The 21,056-nt window shown below is 40.9% G+C and carries 20 protein-coding genes, 1 tRNA gene and 1 rRNA gene; 10 read left to right on the top strand and 12 right to left on the bottom strand.

From position 1 onward, the window contains the following. Positions 1–132 precede the first annotated feature (132 nt). Positions 133–248: ribosomal RNA gene (rrf, locus tag KUL10_RS11200) — 5S ribosomal RNA — on the top strand. Between the two features lie 139 nt (positions 249–387). On the opposite strand, the gene KUL10_RS11195 is transcribed toward rrf, so the two are convergent. Then, positions 388–585 (bottom strand): hypothetical protein, encoded by a 198-nt coding sequence (locus tag KUL10_RS11195; RefSeq protein ID WP_110429007.1) that lies wholly within the window; start codon positions 583–585, stop codon positions 388–390. A gap of 167 nt (positions 586–752) precedes the next feature. On the opposite strand from KUL10_RS11195, the gene KUL10_RS11190 reads away from it, so the two are divergent. Continuing rightward, positions 753–1,562 (top strand): DUF2797 domain-containing protein, encoded by an 810-nt coding sequence (locus KUL10_RS11190; RefSeq protein ID WP_373415185.1) that lies wholly within the window; start codon positions 753–755, stop codon positions 1,560–1,562. Between the two features lie 87 nt (positions 1,563–1,649). Here the strand turns inward: KUL10_RS11190 and KUL10_RS11185 are convergent, their stop codons facing one another. After that, on the bottom strand, positions 1,650–2,177 hold the full coding sequence (locus tag KUL10_RS11185) for a hypothetical protein (protein WP_110429005.1): 528 nt from the start codon (positions 2,175–2,177) through the stop codon (positions 1,650–1,652). Between the two features lie 640 nt (positions 2,178–2,817). Continuing rightward, entirely contained in the window at positions 2,818–3,534 is a 717-nt protein-coding gene (locus tag KUL10_RS11180) for a hypothetical protein (protein WP_146216778.1), read from the bottom strand. Positions 3,535–3,690: 156 nt separating this feature from the next. Here KUL10_RS11180 and KUL10_RS11175 point away from each other — a divergent pair, with 156 nt between their 5' ends. Continuing rightward, complete coding sequence (locus tag KUL10_RS11175; protein ID WP_110429003.1) at positions 3,691–3,972, top strand: hypothetical protein; 282 nt, start codon at positions 3,691–3,693, stop codon at positions 3,970–3,972. An 80-nt stretch (positions 3,973–4,052) separates the two neighbouring features. After that, entirely contained in the window at positions 4,053–5,618 is a 1,566-nt protein-coding gene (locus tag KUL10_RS11170) for a hypothetical protein (RefSeq protein ID WP_146216777.1), read from the top strand. Between the two features lie 482 nt (positions 5,619–6,100). On the opposite strand, the gene KUL10_RS11165 is transcribed toward KUL10_RS11170, so the two are convergent. Continuing rightward, a complete protein-coding gene (locus KUL10_RS11165) occupies positions 6,101–7,423 on the bottom strand; it encodes a site-specific integrase (RefSeq protein WP_110429001.1) in 1,323 nt (440 codons plus the stop codon). A gap of 88 nt (positions 7,424–7,511) precedes the next feature. Continuing rightward, positions 7,512–7,598, bottom strand: a tRNA-Leu gene (locus KUL10_RS11160). Positions 7,599–7,782: 184 nt separating this feature from the next. Here KUL10_RS11160 and KUL10_RS11155 point away from each other — a divergent pair. Then, a complete protein-coding gene (locus KUL10_RS11155) occupies positions 7,783–8,331 on the top strand; it encodes an RDD family protein (RefSeq protein WP_110429032.1) in 549 nt (182 codons plus the stop codon). 23 nt (positions 8,332–8,354) lie between these two features. Here KUL10_RS11155 and lptG read toward each other — a convergent pair whose 3' ends face one another. Further along, a complete protein-coding gene (lptG, locus tag KUL10_RS11150; protein ID WP_110429000.1) occupies positions 8,355–9,419 on the bottom strand; it encodes an LPS export ABC transporter permease LptG in 1,065 nt (354 codons plus the stop codon). Next, positions 9,412–10,515, bottom strand: coding sequence for an LPS export ABC transporter permease LptF (gene lptF / locus KUL10_RS11145; protein WP_110428999.1), 1,104 nt, complete (start codon positions 10,513–10,515; stop codon positions 9,412–9,414). The genes lptG and lptF overlap by 8 nt, the downstream gene beginning before the upstream one ends. Positions 10,516–10,764: 249 nt before the next feature. Here lptF and pepA point away from each other — a divergent pair, with 249 nt between their 5' ends. The 3 genes from pepA to KUL10_RS11130 are packed head-to-tail and all read left to right on the top strand — an operon-like array spanning position 10,765 to position 15,525. After that, the gene (gene pepA / locus KUL10_RS11140) at positions 10,765–12,270 is read left to right on the top strand and encodes a leucyl aminopeptidase (RefSeq protein ID WP_110428998.1); all 1,506 of its coding nucleotides are present in this window, start codon (positions 10,765–10,767) and stop codon (positions 12,268–12,270) included. Positions 12,271–12,297: 27 nt separating this feature from the next. Further along, positions 12,298–12,732, top strand: coding sequence for a DNA polymerase III subunit chi (locus tag KUL10_RS11135; RefSeq protein WP_110428997.1), 435 nt, complete (start codon positions 12,298–12,300; stop codon positions 12,730–12,732). A 21-nt stretch (positions 12,733–12,753) separates the two neighbouring features. After that, the gene (locus tag KUL10_RS11130; protein ID WP_110428996.1) at positions 12,754–15,525 is read left to right on the top strand and encodes a valine--tRNA ligase; all 2,772 of its coding nucleotides are present in this window, start codon (positions 12,754–12,756) and stop codon (positions 15,523–15,525) included. 80 nt (positions 15,526–15,605) lie between these two features. On the opposite strand, the gene rraB is transcribed toward KUL10_RS11130, so the two are convergent. Beyond that, positions 15,606–15,998 (bottom strand): ribonuclease E inhibitor RraB, encoded by a 393-nt coding sequence (gene rraB / locus KUL10_RS11125; protein WP_110428995.1) that lies wholly within the window; start codon positions 15,996–15,998, stop codon positions 15,606–15,608. 77 nt (positions 15,999–16,075) lie between these two features. Beyond that, a complete protein-coding gene (locus KUL10_RS11120) occupies positions 16,076–16,804 on the bottom strand; it encodes a 1-acylglycerol-3-phosphate O-acyltransferase (RefSeq protein WP_110429031.1) in 729 nt (242 codons plus the stop codon). A gap of 133 nt (positions 16,805–16,937) precedes the next feature. Here KUL10_RS11120 and KUL10_RS11115 point away from each other — a divergent pair, with 133 nt between their 5' ends. After that, on the top strand, positions 16,938–18,065 hold the full coding sequence (locus KUL10_RS11115) for an HD-GYP domain-containing protein (RefSeq protein ID WP_110428994.1): 1,128 nt from the start codon (positions 16,938–16,940) through the stop codon (positions 18,063–18,065). Here KUL10_RS11115 and KUL10_RS11110 read toward each other — a convergent pair. After that, the gene (locus KUL10_RS11110; protein WP_110428993.1) at positions 18,059–18,703 is read right to left on the bottom strand and encodes an NAD(P)-dependent oxidoreductase; all 645 of its coding nucleotides are present in this window, start codon (positions 18,701–18,703) and stop codon (positions 18,059–18,061) included. The two genes, KUL10_RS11115 and KUL10_RS11110, sit on opposite strands and share 7 nt — an antisense overlap. Before the next feature lie 29 nt (positions 18,704–18,732). Beyond that, on the bottom strand, positions 18,733–19,005 hold the full coding sequence (locus KUL10_RS11105) for a hypothetical protein (protein ID WP_110428992.1): 273 nt from the start codon (positions 19,003–19,005) through the stop codon (positions 18,733–18,735). A gap of 142 nt (positions 19,006–19,147) precedes the next feature. Between KUL10_RS11105 and KUL10_RS11100 the strand changes: the two genes are divergently transcribed. Continuing rightward, the gene (locus tag KUL10_RS11100; RefSeq protein ID WP_110428991.1) at positions 19,148–19,585 is read left to right on the top strand and encodes an SRPBCC domain-containing protein; all 438 of its coding nucleotides are present in this window, start codon (positions 19,148–19,150) and stop codon (positions 19,583–19,585) included. 4 nt (positions 19,586–19,589) lie between these two features. Here the strand turns inward: KUL10_RS11100 and KUL10_RS11095 are convergent, their stop codons facing one another. Then, positions 19,590–20,924 (bottom strand): peptidoglycan DD-metalloendopeptidase family protein, encoded by a 1,335-nt coding sequence (locus KUL10_RS11095; RefSeq protein WP_110428990.1) that lies wholly within the window; start codon positions 20,922–20,924, stop codon positions 19,590–19,592. Between the last annotated feature and the right edge of the window lie 132 nt (positions 20,925–21,056).

Below are 21,056 nucleotides of genomic sequence, written 5' to 3'. Positions count from 1 at the left end.
TGCTAAAGTGGTGGTTTATTAAGATTTAGAGTGTGTATGTGACAAGTAGCAAATCGTAGAAAGAAGAGTAGCGTCTCTTCGTTAAATACTAAAAAAACTGATTATCAAATTTTCCAAATTGTACTTTTTTTGTCTGGCGACAATAGCGATACGGTACCACCTGACTCCATTTCGAACTCAGAAGTGAAACGTATTAGCGGCGATGGTAGTGTGGGGTTTCCCCATGTGAGAGTAGCACATCGCCAGACTCCTAATTCCTCTGCAAAGAGACCGATAAAGCCTCAACTCACGTTGGGGCTTTGTTGTTTCTGGCGTTTGAAATTTATACCAAACAGTCTAAGGGCTGATTGTATTTATTGGGCAAAGTAAAGTTTTGAAACGTAGGACTTAGCTTTCGCGTTCGGGAATTGACTCTGATATCGAGTTTAGTGCATTTCCTAAGAAGGTTTCATGGGAAATATGTAATAATTCGTACACTTCACCAAGTAATTGAACGGTGATATGGTGACCGTTTGCGTCACAGTGATTAGTAAGTTCAGCAAGCTCTTTTTTTAAGTTCTCGAATTTTTTATTTACTGCAGACATTGCTCATCCTCTTATTTGACACGTATGTTAGCTTCCGATAAGTCACGAAAAAAACAAAATAAATCGAATCTAAATGCCGTTTGTGAAAGAATAAACTGATAATCCAACTGTTTAATTTAGGTATTTAGAAAAGGGTAAATATGCAAGTTAGTGGAAATATTTCAAAAATGAGCGTGACGGCCGACGAACACGGCAATGTAGAGTATTTGCTCGGTTTCTCTGAGCAGTCAGTTCACATGAACTCGCTAATTGGTCAAGAAATACAAATGTCATGGCAGCAAGAAATAAATTGTATGAACTGCAACAGAAAGACTAAGAAGAGTTTCAGTCAAGGTTACTGTTTTCCATGCATGCAAAAGCTAGCTCGCTGCGATACCTGTATCATTAAGCCTGAACTATGTCATTACGATCAAGGAACTTGTAGAGAGCCTCAATGGGGCGAAGCGAATTGTCTAAACTCACACTTTGTTTATCTCTCTAACACGGGTGCAATAAAAGTAGGCATTACTCGATTTGCAGATAACACCATTTCATCTCGATGGATTGACCAAGGTGCGACACAAGCTGTTGCTATTTTACGGGTTCAAAATAGATTAATAAGTGGTCTCGCAGAAAAAGCGATTGGCCAATATGTTGGCGATAAAACCAACTGGCGTACTATGCTCAAAGGTCAAATTCCTGAACTTGATCTGGTGCAAAAGCGAGATGAACTATTGCAATTGGCGCACGAAGATTTGGAAGAAATCAGTGAAGAATACGGTCTGCAAGCAATTGAGTATTTGGACCTGCCCCCCGTCGTCATCCAATATCCTGTCGAACAATATCCAACTAAGATTAAATCTATAAATTTGGATAAAGAACCAGTATTTAGTGGGACGCTAATGGGAATCAAAGGTCAATATTTAATGCTAGACGGTGATCGCGTGATTAATATGAGGAAGTACTCTGGATATAATATGACGCTTGCTACTAGCTAAAGGCTTTTCGTCTAGTTCTATTCAAATGGCAATTGAGATGCCGGAATTTCTACGAAAGATTTCGGCATCTATTTTAATGTGTTCTTCCTAAATAACCCCTTTACTTAAGACAAAGATCAATCCCAATATCTGAAAACAAAGCGCAATATTCATTAATACATCATTATGATTTCTAGTTTCTCGGATCTGGTCAATATAATTTTGAAGTTCAAGATACTTGTCATTTATTCGCTCTATCACTTCAAATTTATAAAGATCGAAACTGGTTTGAATAGTGTCATAGGTGTAGTCATTGACGAGTTCATTGTTCATTAGCCTCAAAGTATCATCAATAAATTGCTGAACCTGTTGATCTTCACGATCGCTAATTGCCAATATGATCGCTGTATCTTTACGGCGTTCAAGAGAGCGACTGTTTTCCCACGTCTCCTCAATATATTGTTCTGCTAACTTAACTTGGTATTCCCATTCGGTGATTTGGTCGTGACTCTTCGCGATAAAGTAATTTGAGATGACCGCAGAGGCAATCGTCATACAAACGCCAATGATTACTAATAGCCATTTAGATAGAAAAGTTTTCAAACCAGCATGAGGTGGTGTCGTTTCAGGTTGCATAGGTGTTTAACTTAAGAAGTTCAGAATCGCTTTTGATTCAGGTTTTTTATTATTGTGTCCTCATAGTAGCACCCGAGCATGAGCATGCAAGCAGAAGGCTATAGGAATAAATAACGACGTTTTTTAGATACAAAAAACCAACTATAAAGTTGGTTTAAGTGTTGGTACCAGAGGCCGGAGAAGATATAGGTGCTTCAACTGCTCTGTAGCCTGCGTACTAGCGTTTGGTTAATCGAGCAGAAAGGATAAGGTGGTCAACGTATACGGTCAACCCCTTTGAATCTTTAAGCTTCTCTATCTCTGCTTTAATGAATGCACTGTGGAACCAAAAGGGACACTGGGGATACCAAAGTTCACGTTAGTAAGCCCAACGCATAATTCAGGTCTGGGGTAACCACAAGGATAGGCGATAGGAAGCCCTGAGAGATCCATGGTGATCAAATTGATGCTAGTGAATCCTGAACCTAGGGTTACCTGTGATTGTTCCTGAGAGTGAACCCTAGGTTCTCTGATTAGCAGAAGATGAACTGATCATTAGATATAACAAAGGGGTACTTTAACTGTTAATTATTGGATAAAGTATCCCCTTATTTTTGACTAAGATAAACTGTTGGTTGCTATTAACGAATGTAAGATAAGACTAATCGCATAATTCTTCCCATTCATATTTCTCTTTTGATTCGTTGTAAACTTGATATAGAGAGCAGCTTTTTGACCCAATTGGAGGAGTATTTTGCTGTTTTATTGGTTTAATGGTTAAGGGCGCGTTAGGGCACAACCGAGGACTGCAAATAGGTTTGATTGCAAGTCGACTTGTACACAATGGTTGTACTTCTCCGTTAACACACGAACATGTGCAAGAAGCAGAGGTGTTAATTGAATTTTGCTCTGATTGTGACGTATTAACTGAGACCGATCTTATCGGCCTATAAATCCTTGAAACTTGATTTGTCTGTGTTGATTTTCTAGTTGTTGGTTTTGCGATTTTGCTTTTAGGAACACCTGCAAGTGTTGCTAGTCTAACAGATCTCTCATATCTTTTTCTGAGTTCTTCATATGAATAGGATTCAGAACGACTATTCGACTTTGACTTTGTTGTTAACTGCTCATTTAAGACTGCGGCTACGAGAATTGCAGTCCCCACTTTAAGAATGTTTTCCGCAATTCTTCGGTCAACACCGTCGATTAACCTAACGCAACTCTCTAAGTCTAGACCTCTTTTTATCGTTTCTTGTCGCAAAACTCTCAGATAGGTTTGTTCTTCAATACTAATGATGTCTTGTTTCCCTGTTTTCGCATAGTCATCTATATAATGTCTGCAAACGAGTTCATTAGAGTTGTCGTAGGAGGTATTCAAAAATTGGTTTTGAGTAGTTTTACATGAAAGAAGTATCACGCAAAGCAACAATGTAAGGATTTTATAAAAAAATAACACGTGAATTCTTCTTTCAAATCATGTAATTACATCTTAGTATAACAAGCTTGTAAAAAAATAATACAACGAGGAAACATTATGGCTCTAAGAATCTTTTTTATCATCATACTGTTGTTTAGTTTGATAGGGTGCGCAGCAGGTATGCGAGGTGTGCATACAGGGAACATTGAAATCTATGCGAACTTAATTCAAGAACTTGGTCCAGTCATTGACGATACTGAAGATGAAGCAAGGAGAAGGAAGCTTTACTGGAATTCTCTTGAAGAATCGTTACAAGGACTGAAAAACTACTATCCTGCAGAAGCAGAGCAATGGCGCATAACAGTTCAAGAAACCCTAGGGAGAAACCCATACAAATAGTTTGTATAAATTGAATGAAAACTATCTATTACGTAAATGGCGTTTGTGGTTCAGGGAAGACCCATAGGGCTATTCTTACAATGAGTCAAAGAGTCAATTCAGGAGAAACTATAGTTTATGCAACTGAGACCATCCGACTTCTTCGACAAACGGAAACACATCTAGAAGCACTGAATATTGCTACCAGTTTAATAGTATCTGATGAAAGTCCTGATTGGAAAGGTTCATACTTTCAGATGCTCAATGAAATTAATTCTGCACTCATTAATGATAGTTCAGCGCTATCTGAAAATATAGAGAACGTTATTACAGCACATAGAACTAACTTTAGTGATTTAGAGAGAGCCGAGAGTAGCAAATGGAAAAATGATTATAGTCAATCCATCTCTCACCAGATTGCGTCAGCTATTCAAGCTTCGGACAACCAACCGAAAGTTATACTTTGTACAACTCAGTCTCTAATTCGTGCCAGTTCGCTACTAAACGGAGCAATAAAACTACCCGTTTTTATCGACGAAGGGTTTATGGTGGCGGATCATGGAGAATACATTACAGCTACGGACGGTGAGATCAACGGAATTGCAGCTAAGTTAGAGCTGATAAATGAAGCCCCAGATGATTACTCAACAAATGACAGGTATGAACTGCCAGAAAAACTTTTAGCACTCAAGAAATATGTTAACAATAAGTTTTATGATATTGAGATATCAAAAAGTGAGGCCAAGTTACAATGGATTGCTAAGCTAGATTTAAAGTCATTTTTCAATAAGTTCTCTGCAGTAACACTACTAGCTGCTTGCCATGAAGACACAATTCAATTTCATGCGATCAAAAGTGCAGGCTTTAAACAGAAACCTTTAGATTGGAAACTAGCTACCAAACACTTCACAAGTGGTACTATTCATGTTTATTGGGTGCTAGAACAGCAAGACTGGTTGACTACATTTAAGAAAAAGCTTTCTTCTGAACAACTTGAAAATATAGGCCTAGCATTTGAACAATGTCACTTTTCTAATGAGGCATTATCAGTTAAAGGTATTTCAGGTGTAGGAAAACCGCTACCAGTGAAGTCGCATGGTTTTAATGATGTAGCTCATAACCATCATTTCCTGAACCTACATACTCAAATGCCTTATCAACACTTCTCACGCTTTCTGGAACAATCTTATGGCATGAGCAAGAAACAGATTCGACAAGCATATTATCAGTATGACGCCTATCAAGCAGCACTGCGTGTTTCATTAAGAAATAGTACAAGGCAGAATCCAAGCACAGTAGATAACTATTTTTGCTTTGGAGATAAAGGAACTGCTGAATACTTCATAAGTAAGCTAGATAGTAATGTCAAAGTAGAGAAACAGAAATTAACTGTGTATAAGATATACGAAGATACTCATTCATGGATTGTTGATGAAGTGGATAGAGCTAAAGAGAGAGCTGATAAAGTTAGCGCAACTAATCAGGAAAAAAAGAACAGAGCAAAAGACAAGCGAAGGTTATTGACTTTAAAGCCTAATTTATCAAACCAAGACCTTAGCAAGTTACAGCTTACCCTTCGAGATTGGCGCAGGGAAAAAGAAAACAAAGGTAAAAGAGTAACAGACTCAATGCTCAAAACTCTAATTCAAACCAACAGTTTACCTTAGTCAAAAATAAGGGGATACTTTATCCAATAATTAACAGTTAAAGTACCCCTTTGTTATATCTAATGATCAGTTCATCTTCTGCTAATCAGAGAACCTAGGGTTCACTCTCAGGAACAATCACAGGTAACCCTAGGTTCAGGATTCACTAGCATCAATTTGATCACCATGGATCTCTCAGGGCTTCCTATCGCCTATCCTTGTGGTTACCCCAGACCTGAATTATGCGTTGGGCTTACTAACGTGAACTTTGGTATCCCCAGTGTCCCTTTTGGTTCCACAGTGCATTCATTAAAGCAGAGATAGAGAAGCTTAAAGATTCAAAGGGGTTGACCGTATACGTTGACCACCTTATCCTTTCTGCTCGATTAACCAAACGCTAGTACGCAGGCTACAGAGCAGTTGAAGCACCTATATCTTCTCCGGCCTCTGGTACCATACATCTGCTTACCCCAAGTAAACCAAGGGGTACAGCAGAAAATCAACTAAGATGTTGTACTAGCGTATCCCAAGGTTTTGAAGCAAACACCATACTCAGAGAAGTCGATTCTCTGGATAATTGCATTCAAGTCTCTGATATCAAAAGATGAGCCATAAATACCTGATGTAATCTCTTTATCTGAATGTCCCACAAGCGCTTTCACCAGAGGGTTTCCTTGGAGTTTTAGGCCATTAAACAGGTAGTCAATAAACGTGTGTCTGAACGAGTGGAAAGTTTTCTTGGTGCTGTCTCGTAGCACGTTTTGTTTTACTGAACCAAACCACTTGGATGGAGTGTGAGCGTATCGACCATTGATTAACTTCAACTGTTTGAATATGTTTCCGTTTGATTGCTGCTTAACGAAATCCAAGAATCCAAGTTCAATAAGCAGATGATGAATGGGTATAATACGACGACTTGAAGCAGACTTAAGGTGTTGATTTATCCCTTTATCTGTAATGGATATACACCAACAGTCACCTATCTGTTTGATGTCTTTCACGTCGAGTTGACAGAGCTCATTTAGTCTAGCACCGGTAAACAAAGCTAAGACAGGTAACCACCTCTGCCAATCATTACTTGGCTGTGTTAATTGTTTCGAGCTGAACAGCTCCTTTAAGTCATTTGGTGAAAAAGGAAGCCTTAAGTCTTTTGCGTTTCTAGTATCTTTAAGCGACAGTCCATCGAATACGTTCTTATCTACATATCCATTTTTCATAGCCCATTTAAACATTTCCGAGTAGCAGCTAAGTCTTGTATTAACAGTCTTTATTGACATTAAGTGTTCATTAGGAACAGACATTTTTAAGATTTGTTTAATCGATTTATCGCGATACTCTGCTCTCTTGTTCATGCTTGATGGTAATCGTTGAATGCAGGATTTAATATTCTGAGCATCTGAATGTGTGAATGTTTTGATTCCTTTATCACCAACAAAGTCTGGTAACGTAAAGAAGATCGTCTTGTATGAAGCGTAAGTTTTTTCTGTCCAAGCTTTCGCTCGAAGTTTTTCTTGGACAAAACACTCAGCTATAACAGAAATAGGTTCACCTTCATCTGCTATTAGTTCGATTCCTAGAGCTTGCTGAATGCGGTTAATACGATTCTGTTTGAAAGTTGGCTGAAGCTTTATAAGAGCTGCATTGATAATGCTTTTAATTACCTCAGGTGACTTTGAGTCGATTAAGTCAACGTAAGTAGCCAGAGATTGTGCTAATTGAATTGCTTCAAGTTTGTCTTTAGTTTGAAGTGAAACTCTTACTGAGGAGCCTTTAACAGATTTACGGTAGGTGAAAACACCATGTTGATTAGTGACTATATTCTTCATACTGGTCAACCTTAGTGGTCAACGCTAGTACAACATCTTAGTTGATTTTCTGCTGTACCCCTTGGTTTACTTGGGGTAAGCAGATGTATGGTACCAGAGGCCGGACTTGAACCGGCACACCATCGCTGGCGGCGGATTTTGAATCCGCTGCGTCTACCAATTTCGCCACTCTGGCACGGTAACTTGGTATTCTTCTTTCGAAGCGGTGTGAATTATATCGACATGCTATTTTCATTCAAGCTTTATTTTATCTAACTGTTTAATACTTAAGCATTCCTTATGAAAAAAATCTGAATCCTTCGGTTTTCGCTATAAAAGAGATGATAAACTCGTATTACTCACAATTGAGCAAGTTGCTAATGACTAGAAAGAACAAGAAAAATAAGAAACTCAATAAAAATAAGATAACAACAAACGAAGAAGGTTTTCCTCGTGCAGGTTTTTTCAGACGTTTTGCTGCGATGATTTATGATGCCTTGGTTGCAACAGCCGTTTGGATGTTAGCGTCGATCGTGATCACAACCATATTAACCGTATTATTAGAAAACGGCGTGTTACCTAAAAATGGTTATGAGCATGTGAATGAATTAATACAAGACTCCGTGTTGTATAAGTCAGTGATTCAAGCGTGGACGATAGCATGGGTGATTGGGTTCTTTCTATGGTTTTGGAAGAATGGTGGGCAAACACTGGGTATGCGAGCTTGGCGTCTTAAAATCTTCAACTTAAAAGATGAAGTTGGCATTTCCTATGGGCGCTTGTTTCTTAGATTAATTACGGCACTAGGTGGGTTGGGGACTCTGTTTGTATTATTAGACTATAAAAACAAGCAGTCGCTACAAGATCGAATTGCTAATACAGAGGTGCTATTCCTGTCTAAGGAAGCAAACGACCATAAAAGTTGGTAACGCTCAAACAAGATCCAGCTTTTTTAGCTTCTTCTAAGTAGCAGTAATGCGATGAAGGCAAATAATGCACTAGGCAACACTGCACCAACAAATGCTGGCAATTGATACACTAAACTCAATGGGCCGAATAAGGCATTGGTGGCAAAAAAACCAAAGCCAGTTAATACACCCATCATTGTACGTGCGCCCATGGTGACGCTGCGCAAAGGACCAAAAATAAACGAGAGTGCCATTAATAACATAACGGCAACTGATAATGGTTGTAACACTTTTCGCCAAAATGCCAATTGGTATCGTGAAGAATCTTGACCATTATTATCAAGGTAATTTACATAGTCGTGTAAGCCTTGTATCGACAATGCTTCAGGCTTAATCGCAACTATTCCTAATTTATCTGGTGTCAGCGTACTTTCCCAAGCTTGGTTTTCTAACTGCGATTTTGAAATCTGATCATCGCCAAATGCTATTGTTGCCACATCTTCTAGTTGCCACACATCTTGCCTAAACGTAGCGGTTCTCGCAGTCATGATCTCAATGAGTTTCAAGCTTGGGTCAAAGCGATAAATCTTAACCTCTTGTAAATTGTTCTGAGAAATAACCTCGCCAATGCTGACAAAGTCTTGCCCGTCTTTGGCCCATATCAACTGATCAGAAGCAATTAAACTACCTCCAGACAAAGCTTGAGTTCTAAGCTGCTTAGCTTTGGCTTCACTCTTGGGGGTGACAAACTCGCCCAAAGCCATTAATACCACCACCACCACCACGATTGATTTCATTGCTGATAAAGTAATGTCAGTTTTGGACATGCCCGAGGCCTGCATCACAACAAGTTCGCTGTTTTGAGCGAGCAGTCCCATGCCAATTAAGCCGCCCAATAAGGTTGCCACGGGTAAGAACTGCTCAATTTCACGAGGTAGGCTAAGCAGGACATATAAAGCTGCAAGCGTCATGTCGTAGTCGCCTTGACCCACCCGCCTGAGTTGCTCAACAAATTTTATCAATGCGCTTAAGCCAATAAGCACCGATAGCGTGACAAAGATCGTGCCTAATATGGTGCGGGCAATATATAAATCGACGAGTTTAAACATGTTTTTGTTTCGCAAATAATTGTCTAATCAATGCGCCTGTTTTGCGATCTCTTACGATCAAACCTATTCCAACGACAAGCATCAATAAGTGTACCCACCAAAGCCCTAAAAATTCGGGTAAACGCCCGTCTTCCATTACCCGTCGGCTTGCAAGTAAAAGTAAGAAATAGCCCAAATACAGTAATAAGGCAGGGAACATTTTGCCAAATCGACCTTGCCTAGGATCAACGGCAGACAAGGGTACAGCAATTAATACTAAGAACGGTAAGGACAGCGGAATAGCAAGCCGCCATTGAAGCTCTGCCTTGGCTTCAATATCATCTCGCTCCCACAGCTCAGGGGTTGAAAGTGCGACTAGCTTTCGCCTGTCTTCTTGATTTGCATTTTTATCAATGGTGACTCTGTATTCGTCGAAGTTAACGACTTGATACTGATTTTGTTCGGCATTACCTTCGTACTGATTACCTTGAAACAGAGTGAGTTGTTGCTCACCTAATTCACTGGTCGTTATGCTCCCAGTATCGGCATATATTAAGTGAACATCTTCATCGCTGCTTTTAACCTGCGAAAGAAACACGCGTTCTAATTTACCATCTTCATTGTTAATTTCATGAACAAAAATAACAGCTTCTTTATTCCCTGTTTGTTGAAAACGTCCAGGTATAACAGAAGCAATTCCACTTGAAGCCGTGGCTTTTTCTTCAAGCTTATATTCCATATTGGCTGCTGATGGGGCTAAATACAAAGTGACTACCGCAGTCGCGATGGCAAGTAAGAATGCAAAGAAGAGTGTGACCCGTGTGACATACCACTCGCTCACGCCACAGGCTCGCAAAACGGTCATTTCGCTATCAACGTACATCCGCCCATGTGCAAGCATGACGCCTAAAAATAAACTAATAGGAAGTACTAAAGAAGCAAGAATAGGACTGTAGAGCGTAATAAAGCCCAATACTAAGTCAGCAGGCACACTGCCATCGGTTGCATCACCAAGTACCCTAACAAATCTGAGGGTAATAAAAATTGCCATTAAGATAAAAAACACAGCAATTTGTGATTTGAATGTCTCGCGCAACAAGTATCGAAAAATTAGCATTATTTAAAGACTGAAAACATCGTTTTTTAGTGGAAAGGTGCGCATAATTCAGTAAACTTATTATTTATCGCTGTTTTATGTTCGCAACGCTTATTTAATGCGTACAAGTCTAGCATAAACAAAAGATTTACTAATACTCAATAGATTTAATTTCTTATAATTAAAGCACAATTATAACGCTTCATAAGTTTGCGCAACTAACTTCAATAATAAAGGCGCAGCATCAATAAATACAAAAAAGGAAACAGCATGGAGTTTAGTGTAAAAAGCGGCAGTCCTGAAAAGCAACGCAGCGCGTGTATCGTGGTGGGTGTATTTGAACCACGACGATTAACTAATGTGGCAGAACAATTAGATGTCATCAGCGAAGGCTATATCAGCAATTTGTTACGCAGAGGCGACCTTGAAGGTAAGGCCGGTCAAGTGTTGTTACTTCATCATGTTCCTAATGTGCCAAGTGAGCGCGTTTTGTTAGTGGGTTGTGGCAAAGAGCGCGAGCTAAATGAGCGTCAGTACAAGCAAATCATTGCAAAGACCATTCAAACATTGAATGAAACAGGCTCAATGGAAGCGGTATGCTTTTTGACCGAGCTTCATGTAAAGGGGCACGATACGTATTGGAAAGTGCGTCAAGCGGTCGAAGCTGCCAACGACACTATTTATAATTTTTATCAATTAAAAACCAAGAAACAAGCCCCTCGTCGTCCTTTGCGTAAAATGGTATTCAACGTATCTACCCGCAAAGAGCTTACTTTGGGTGAAAAAGCTATTGAGCACGGAACAGCCATCAGCGCCGGTGTTCTGCTTGCTAAAGACGTCAGCAACATGCCGCCGAATATTTGTAACCCCAAATATTTGAATGAGCAGTCAATCGAACTCGCTGAAACATATTCTACCTTGAAAGTAGAAACGGTCGGTGAAGAAAAAATGGCAGAGCTAGAGATGAACAGCTATCTAGCCGTTGGCCGTGGTTCTGACAACGAATCAATCATGTCTATTATTCATCACAAAGGTGCACCAGACGATCAAGCACCGATCGTGTTCGTTGGTAAAGGACTAACATTTGATTCTGGCGGCATCTCTATCAAGCCCGGTGCTCAAATGGATGAAATGAAGTACGACATGTGCGGTGCATCGGCAGTGCTTGGTTTAATGAAAACAGTTGCCGAGCTCAATATTCCACTTAACATCATCGGTGTGGTGGCAGGCTGTGAAAACATGCCAGATGCAAACGCCTATCGACCTGGCGATATTCTCACCACTATGTCAGGTCAAACCGTTGAAGTCTTAAATACAGATGCTGAAGGACGTTTAGTGTTGTGCGATGCGTTAACCTACGTTGAGCGCTTTGAGCCAGAGGCGGTTATTGATATTGCCACACTAACAGGCGCTTGTGTGATTGCACTTGGCCAACATGCAACAGCTGTATTAAGCTCTCACAATCCTTTGGCTCATGAGCTCATCAATGCGTCAGATCAAAGCTCGGATAGAGCGTGGCGCTTGCCTTTATGGGATGAATATCAAGAACATATTGAAAGCCCATTTGCAGATATGGCAAACCTTGGTGGACGCCCCGCCGGAACGATTACTGCAGCTTGTTTCTTATCTCGGTTCACCAAAAAATATAACTGGGCACACTTGGATATCGCGGGCACAGCATGGCTTGGTGGCGCTAAAAAAGGCGCAACGGGCCGACCTGTGCCAATGTTGACCCAATATCTGCTAAATAAAGCTGGCGTAATGAATGAAGACTAATCCACAGCTTGTTACTGACGTTCAAATATGAATCAAGTTACTTTTTACGAGCTTGCCGAACAAAGCGGCAGTACCCAAGAGGCAATGCACAACGGTGCCTTTAAGCTTATTTACGATTTGTACAAAAGCCGTAAGTGGGTGAGCGTGCTTGCAGCTGATCAAAAGCACGCTGAAGCATTTGATGAAGCCCTATGGCAGTTGCCCGCTGAGCAGTTTATTCCCCATAATTTAAGTGGGGAAGGACCCGCTCAAGGCACGCCAGTAGAAATTACTTGGCAAACGCAAAAACTAAACCCAAGGCATACTGTGATAAACATGGCGCAAAGCATGATTGATACCTCGCTACGGATTCAACATGTGATAGACTTCGTGCCCTTTGCTGAAGCTGAAAAGCAAGCTGCGCGCGAGCGCTACAAACAATACAAACAAGCTGGCTGTCAAATGCAGTTTGTAAAGCTATAAAGAATTAAACGAGAGTAATTGATGGATAAAACATTCGAACCCCATAAGATTGAGCAAGCTTGCTATAAACATTGGGAAGAGCAGGGCCTATTTAAAGCATCAGGTGAAGGCGACCCGTATTGTATTTTGTTGCCGCCTCCTAATGTGACCGGTAGCTTGCACATGGGGCATGCGTTTCAGCATACGATTATGGATGCTTTGATTCGCTACAATCGAATGAAAGGCAATAATACCTTGTGGCAAGTCGGTACTGACCATGCGGGTATCGCAACGCAAATGGTGGTCGAGCGCAGACTCAATGCACAAGGTCAAAACCGCCATGATCTCGGGCGCGAAAAGTTTGTCGAAAAAATTTGGGAATGGAAAGAAGAATCGGGCGGGACGATTACTCAACAAATGCGTCGCTTAGGCACTTCTCCTGATTGGGATAGAGAAGTGTTCACGATGGATGACAATCTGTCTGAAGCGGTACAAGAAGTCTTTGTTAAATTGTACGAAGAAGGTCTGATTTACCGAGGTAAGCGTCTTGTAAACTGGGATCCTGTATTACTCACTGCTGTTTCAGATCTAGAAGTTGTTTCCGAAGAAGAAAATGGCCACATGTGGCACATGCGCTACCCATTAACCGATGGCAGTGGCGAACTCATTGTCGCAACGACACGTCCCGAAACCATGTTAGGCGACACCGCTGTTGCCGTGCATCCCGATGACGAGCGTTACCAATCATATATTGGCAAAACCATCACGTTGCCGATTACAGGCCGTGAAATTCCAATTATTGCAGATGATTATGTTGAACAAGATTTTGGTACTGGGTGCGTAAAAATAACCCCCGCGCACGATTTTAACGACTACGATATGGGCAAGCGTCACAATCTTGAGATGATTAACATCTTAACCGACGAAGCCAAGATAAACGACGTCGCACCTGCACAATATCAAGGCCTTGACCGCTTTGAGGCGCGTAAGAAAATCGTTGAAGACCTGACCGAGCAAGGTGTTTTAGTTAAGACAGAAGCTCACAAATTAAAAGTACCCCGCGGCGATCGCACAGGCGTGGTGATCGAACCTTACCTAACTAATCAATGGTATGTTGCGGTAGAGTCACTTGCAAAACCAGCCATCGAAGCCGTTGAATCTGGTGAAATTCGTTTTGTACCAGAAAACTGGAATAAAACCTATTACCAGTGGATGCACAACATTCAAGACTGGTGTATTTCAAGACAACTTTGGTGGGGACATCGCATTCCTGCTTGGTTTGATGAAGCGCAAAACGTTTATGTGGGCCGTGATGAAGCCGAAGTGCGAGCTAAACACAAGCTTGGTGACGATGTTGTATTAAGACAAGATGAAGATGTATTAGACACTTGGTTTTCATCTGCGCTATGGCCATTTGCAACGATGGGATGGCCAAAAGAAACACCAGAGCTAGAGACCTTCGTACCAAGTTCTGTTCTTGTTACTGGCTTTGATATTATATTCTTCTGGGTGGCCAGAATGATCATGATGACCAAAAAGTTCACTGGTAAAATTCCGTTTAAAGACATTTATATAACAGGCCTGATCCGCGACGAAAAAGGCGACAAAATGTCCAAATCAAAAGGCAACGTGCTTGATCCTATTGATTTGATAGACGGCATAGAGCTTGATGCCTTACTAGAAAAACGAACCACAGGCATGATGCAGCCAAAAATGGCTGAGAAAATAGGTAAGCAAACTAAACAACAGTTCCCTGACGGCATCAATGCTTATGGCACAGACGCATTGCGCTTTACTTTTGCAGCTATGGCCTCGACAAGCCGTGATATCAATTTCGATATGGGACGCGTTGAAGGCTACCGCAATTTCTGTAACAAGATATGGAACGCGACGCGCTTCGTATTAATGAACACCGAAGAATTTGATACTGGTCGAGATGGCGGCGAAATGCAACTAAGCGTATTCGATCGTTGGATCTGGTCTCAATTCCAACAAACATTACAGACGTTTGAAACTGCAATTGCTCAATATCGCTTTGATATTGCTGCACAGCATCTATATGAATTCAGTTGGAATCAATTCTGCGATTGGTATCTAGAGTTATCCAAACCAGTGCTAAATTCAGATGCAAGTACCGATGCTGAAAAGCGCGGAACACGCCATACTTTGATCAATGTACTAGAGCAGTTAATGCGTCTATTACATCCATTTATGCCGTTTATCACTGATGAGATTTGGAAGAAAATCAAACCGCTATCTGCAAACCAAACTGAAGTGGCAAGTATCATGTCTGATGCTTTCCCAATATTCAATGCAGATAAAGTTGACCAGCAAGCACTAGATGACATCGAATGGGTGAAGTCTTTTATTGTGGGTATTCGTAATATCCGCGGCGAAATGGACATTGCCCCAAGCAAGCCCTTACCGGTGATGCTAAAAAATGTCAGTGAACAAGACCAAAACCGACTGGATGTTAGCGGTCAGTATCTTGCTAAATTAGCTAAACTAGAAAGCATGACTTTGTTAGGCAGCGACGAAAAAGCCCCTGCGTCAGCAACAGCATTGGTGGGCGAGATGGAAATCTTAATCCCAATGGCTGGTTTGATTGATAAAGAAGCTGAATTGGCGCGATTAAATAAAGCTGCTGAAAAGCTACAAAAAGATGTGGCCAGAACATCTGGCAAGCTGAGTAACGAAAACTTTGTAAGTAAAGCACCTGCTGCTGTTATTGAAAAAGAGCGTGACAAGTTAGCTGATATGCAAATGCAACTTGATAAGATAAGTGAGCAGAAGGCTACGATTGAGGCTTTGTGATTTAACTAGAGTCCGAGTGTTCCAAGGAGATCCCCGCTGCTGCGGGGATGACGGTTGTTCGATTTTTAGCTTCTTAGTGACTAATCCTCATCGACAAAATCTTCGTCTTCATCGTCGATGCTGTCGCCCATAAAGTAAGTGCCCCAACCGTCATAATGCACTTTGTGTTTGTTGGCTATAGCCACTAGCTTATCTGAATCAGCGTTAAACACTTTAACGTCCAGTTTTTTCTCAACGACTGCGTCGAAGCAAAAAACAGTGCCGCCGTCATCAAGCATTAGCTCTTCAGCATCGCCGACTTCAAAGCCAGCTTTGAAAGCATCAACGGCGGCCTTTTCTAGCGCATCAAAATCGCCGCTAGCAAAATGATGTTCAATAGTGTGCTCTAGCGATACATCACTGCCGTCAGCGATAAGTGCCTCGATTGTGTCTTGGTTAAACTCGTGCCACTGGGTATTTTCGTTATCGCTCATTTCGCGCTCTCACTCTAAATTGCTTACTCGATTTATGCGCGAAGTTTACATGTATAAGCAGTCTATTCCTAGCGCAATCAAACCTTAGCTTTGTCCAAAGATTTAGCTTCTTCGCTAATATGTTGAAAACGTTCTTCAATCACCGTATGAAAATGTTTGGCGAGTGCTTTTGGGTTTTCATCTTTATCGAGCTCAACCGGATCCAGTACTTCGATGATCACTGTTCCGTTGTTCCAACGGTTCAACTTTACCTTTTTATGAAGTTCGCTTGCGATAACCGGCACTATCTGCGTGTTTGTCGCCACTGCAAGCCTAAACGCACCAGTTTTAAATGGCAATAATCCTCTACCGTAACTTCTTGTCCCTTCCGGAAAAAACCAAATAGAAAGGTTTTTCTCTCGCATTTTTTTCGCAGTTTCGTCCAAGGTGTCTCTCGCGCTACCTTTGTTTTTACGATCAATCATAATGTTGGCAGATAACCAATAAATGACGCCAAATATGGGGATCCATTTAAGGCTTTTTTTACCGATAGTCACCACGCCAGGAATGGCTGCTTTGCATATGGTCATTAAGTCGTAGCTGTTTTGGTGATTAGCGACAAACACATAAGACTTGTTGGGATCTATTTTGCTAGATGGGCGCAACTCAAGCTTAAGCCCCATGATTTTAGCCATGCTTGCGTAGAAAATACCGGCTAAGTACACATTGTTTCGATGAAAAGGTCTGGTTAAATAAATAATAAATAAAACCGCGTTTATACCGATAAAGTAGATTAGTAAGGCAAATAGTCGGATAACAGCTAACACTTGTACGCTCAAATAATTTTTTGCGCAATTATACGCAAGTTTCCTCACTAAGATAGCTTACCAGTCATCGTCTTTAGGATTTTTCTGAAATTCGTACTGATAAATTTACTTATATTAATAATGAGCACAATAAATGGCCACTTTTACACCTGAAGAGCTAGAGCGCGATATTCTTGAAGACTTAATCGAAGAAATTAACGAGCTTTATGAAGCTAGTGAACAAACATTGATGGAGCTTGAGATCACTCCTGAGGACAATGAGCTCCAACGCGCGTTATTTAGAAGTGTACATACTATCAAAGGCGATTTAGGACTAGTTGGTTTTACGCCAATGATTTTAATGCTGCAGCATATGGAAGATTTGCTAGATATGCTAAGAAAAGGGCAAATTAACTATACCAGTAATATGAGCGATTTGGTGTTGATTGCGATGGATCGAGTAAAGACGTTCGTCAACGATTGTATGCTTAAAGGTAAGGCCGAATATCATCAGGAAGCAAATGATAAGGTAGTTGAAACTATAAAGCTCATCACACCAGAAAATGCTTCAAAGCATGATGAGTTACTTAATACTGCCACCAGTTTTCTAGATCCTAGTAAAAAAAATGAATCGACGGCTAAAAATAGTGAGAAAACAGCAAAACCTATTCCTAAAGCAGGGATCCCCAAAAACTTAACACCTGAACAAATGGTCGATGTATTGTTTTTCAGAGAACTAATGAAGCCAATTGAAAAGCGTATCGGATACAAAGAAGGTAGAGCAGATAGAATCGCAAAACTCGCTTTTTTTATCAACGGGCTTGCGGGTAACCCAATAGATGAAGCTCAACTTGCGGTAGCGTGCTACGTTCATGATTTTGGAATGTCTTTTTTACCACTAGAAGTGATTAGATCCTCAACGCCTTTAAGTGAATTGCAAAAAAACTTGCTTAGGTCGCACGTGTATAAAAGTGCCCGACTGCTTGAAAATTTGTCACAGTGGGATGTAGCTAGAAAAATAGTGATGGAGCACCACGAGTATGGCGATGGTACAGGATATCCTCTGGGGCTCAATAGTGAGAAAATATGCGATGGGGCAAAGCTACTATCGATATTAGACAAATATGACGGGCTAACCAATCAGGGGGATACAAGTAATATGCCCTCTATTTCGAAAAAAGAAGCGGTAATAAAACTCAATCGAGAATATAAAGGTAAGTTGAGTGGTAAGTGGCTTCGGCTATTTAATCAGGCCATTACTTCAATTCTGCAAGCTCAATAGCCCTTGGCAAAATCAATTTGGCCACTCATGGGGGTTTTGTCGACATAGTGTTTAAGATTCGCCCAAAAGACACTATATACGTCGTCAATATCACTTACTGCGGCAGTGTGATTGGTTAAAAAAACTTTGTTATTCGTCCAAAATGGGTGACTGCTAGGTAAAGGCTCTTGCTGGCACACATCAATTACGGCGGCGCTTAAATGACCGCTTGTTAATATTTTGTCGAGCACTAATTCGTCTTTGATAATCGAACCTCTTCCGACATTAATAAAGACTCCCGTTCTTTTCATGCCCATAAAAAAATCACGGTCGCAAAGTCCAATGGTGTCAGGCGTCTCGGGCAATACATTTACAATCACATCACACTGACGAATAAATTCGCTGATTTGTGGCATAGCATAGTGCTGATCAGCTAGCGCTGAGCGAGAAGAGCGTGATAATGCGATAACGCGCATACCAAATAATTTGGCATGTTTGGCAATGTGCTCACCTATGTTTCCCATCCCCATAATACCGATCACTTGCCCTTTTAGTGATCTGCCTGGCAGCGCTGCCCATTGCTTGTTTACCTGAAAGGTATTGTAAGCTTCTATATCTCGGTTTAGATACAATAAGTAGCCAAAGACATATTCGCTCATTTTTTGTCCGAATATATTTTTTAAACCAGTTAATTGGTAATTTTTTTATCCTGAAATATCAAACTATTAACACCCGCCCATGTTGATTGAATCCATTTTAAATTACTCAGTGAATTTACTACTTCAGCAGCCAAATTTGGATTGGCGAGCAAGACATCAATGTCACTATTTACGAAGTCTTTTGGATTTGAGCTTGCAAAGATATTACTTGATATTTCAGTGGGTTGTTGACTCAATTCGGCAAGTAAACGTTGTTTGTATTCGCGTTGGTTTCTGCTCAGTATTCCAATTTTGATGGGCATAATTAGTGACTCAATACTTAGTGGTTTAAGGGACAAAATGACAGACTGTTAGCCCAATATTATGGGCTAACAATCGTATAGTAAATCTTGAATTTGCCGATACCCTTTTTATCAACAATTAAAGTCAGGCGGTAAGCTTATAATGTATGATTTCACTATCAATGGAACGTTAAATGCCGATCTTAAAGATGTGTATAGCGCATTTCATGATCCAAGTGTGTTAGTGCGGTGGTTTGCACCGGGTAACTTGATGGTGTCGCAGTTCATGTCTAATTTTATTGAAGGTGGCAACTACCGACTTATCTTACAATCGCCAGATGGGTTTCAGCAAACAATCGTTGGAAGTTACCAAGCCATCGTACCAAACGAGCAACTTTGCTTTACATGGCGTTGGGAAGATACAAATGATATTACAAAAGTCGACATCAATTTTACGTGCACTAGTCACAGTACAACCGACATAAAGCTATCTCAAAGTGGTTTTAAGCGCGAGGAAGACATGATACAACAGCAGTATGGCTGGGTCGCGTCATTAGAAAAATTGAGTTTAGTAACGCGTGATATGGGCATTGCGGCGTAGCCGCTTATTTGCCCATCGATAATCTCATTTCAAGGTTCGGCACATTCAAAGCCAACATAATACGTTTATTATTATCCAACTGAGCAACCCTTTCTTGAGCAAGCAGTTTAAACTTACTCGCTTCTTTTTTATCAATGGGTTTAGCTTGAGGCAATTTTACGGTTCTTGGATTTTGGTGCACGCCGTTTACTAAAAACTCATAATGCAAGTGCGGTCCAGATGCTAAACCTGTTGCCCCAACATATCCAATCACTTGACCTTGCTTCACCATTTGTCCACGTTTTACAGCGCGCTTGGTGAAGTGAAGGTATTTTGTTGTGTAGGTTTCACCATGCTGAATAAAAACGTGATGCCCATTAAAACGGTCGTAAGCTGCTTTGATAACCTTGCCATCACCAGCTGCTACGACAGGTGTGCCAGTTTTGGCGGCATAATCGACCCCGCGATGTGCTTTCCAGCGTTTTTGAACAGGGTGGTAGCGACGCTTTTTAAAGCTAGAGCTGATGTACTTAAAATTGATGGGGGCGCGCAAAAAGCTCTTACGCATACTCTTGCCACTGGGCGTATAAAAGTTACCATCTTCGTACTTTATGGCTCTAAACACGTCTCCTTGATTCACAAACTCTGCGGCAACAATATCTCCAAACCCAATGAATTCGCCATTTATATATTGCTCTTCATAAACTACATTAAAACTATCACCTTCTCGTATTTCTTGTGCAAAGTCGATGTCCCAGCCAAAGATACCGGCCAGACGCATGATATGATTATCTGTGAGTCCTGCAGAGGTGCCCGCGTTCCAAAAACTACTCTTGATTGAGCCTTGAGCGAAGCTATGAAGCGTTTCGACTTGTTTCACTTCAACCTTACTAACGAGTTGGTCGCTTTCACCTTTCTCTATAAATAGTGTTTCGGTCTTGCTAAGCGGATATCGAAGCGCATCAAATTGTTTGGCATCATCAACATGGATGTATATAGAGTCGCCTGGTTTCATTTTTGTTAGACGCTTAGCATGCTCACCTGCACGAGAAACTCGGTATGTATCTTGAGGGGATAAGCCTACTTTTGAAAAAATATTGGCCAGCGTATCGCCATTTTTAACCTTGTATTGTTGCCAATTATCAACGTCATCTTCAAATTCAACATGAGCGCTTTGAATGGCAGAGAAATCAATATCAATTGGATATTCGACTCCGGGCTCAAGCAATTGAGCTGGGTGTGATTTAGAGGCCGCTACATGCTCAGAAGGAAGCAGTACCAATAAGGCAACAATCGCACTCAAACCCGCAAGAAATATGCGATGGGGTTTTGGCAGTTGTTTTATTGTATTCGTAATCATACGACCGTAAAATGCACCTTGAGTTAAAAATGTAGAATATAATGATTTTAGTCTCTATTCCAGTTTAAAGGTTCAAATCTCTCTATATTCAGCTAGCATACGACTAAGGTATTCATTTTAGTTTATCGGCTA

Source organism: Glaciecola sp. KUL10 (assembly GCF_003203515.1).
In the GTDB taxonomy this organism is placed as follows: domain Bacteria; phylum Pseudomonadota; class Gammaproteobacteria; order Enterobacterales; family Alteromonadaceae; genus Glaciecola.
Note: the sequence above shows the minus strand (reverse complement) of the source record. Positions and strands in the feature narration are given on the sequence as shown.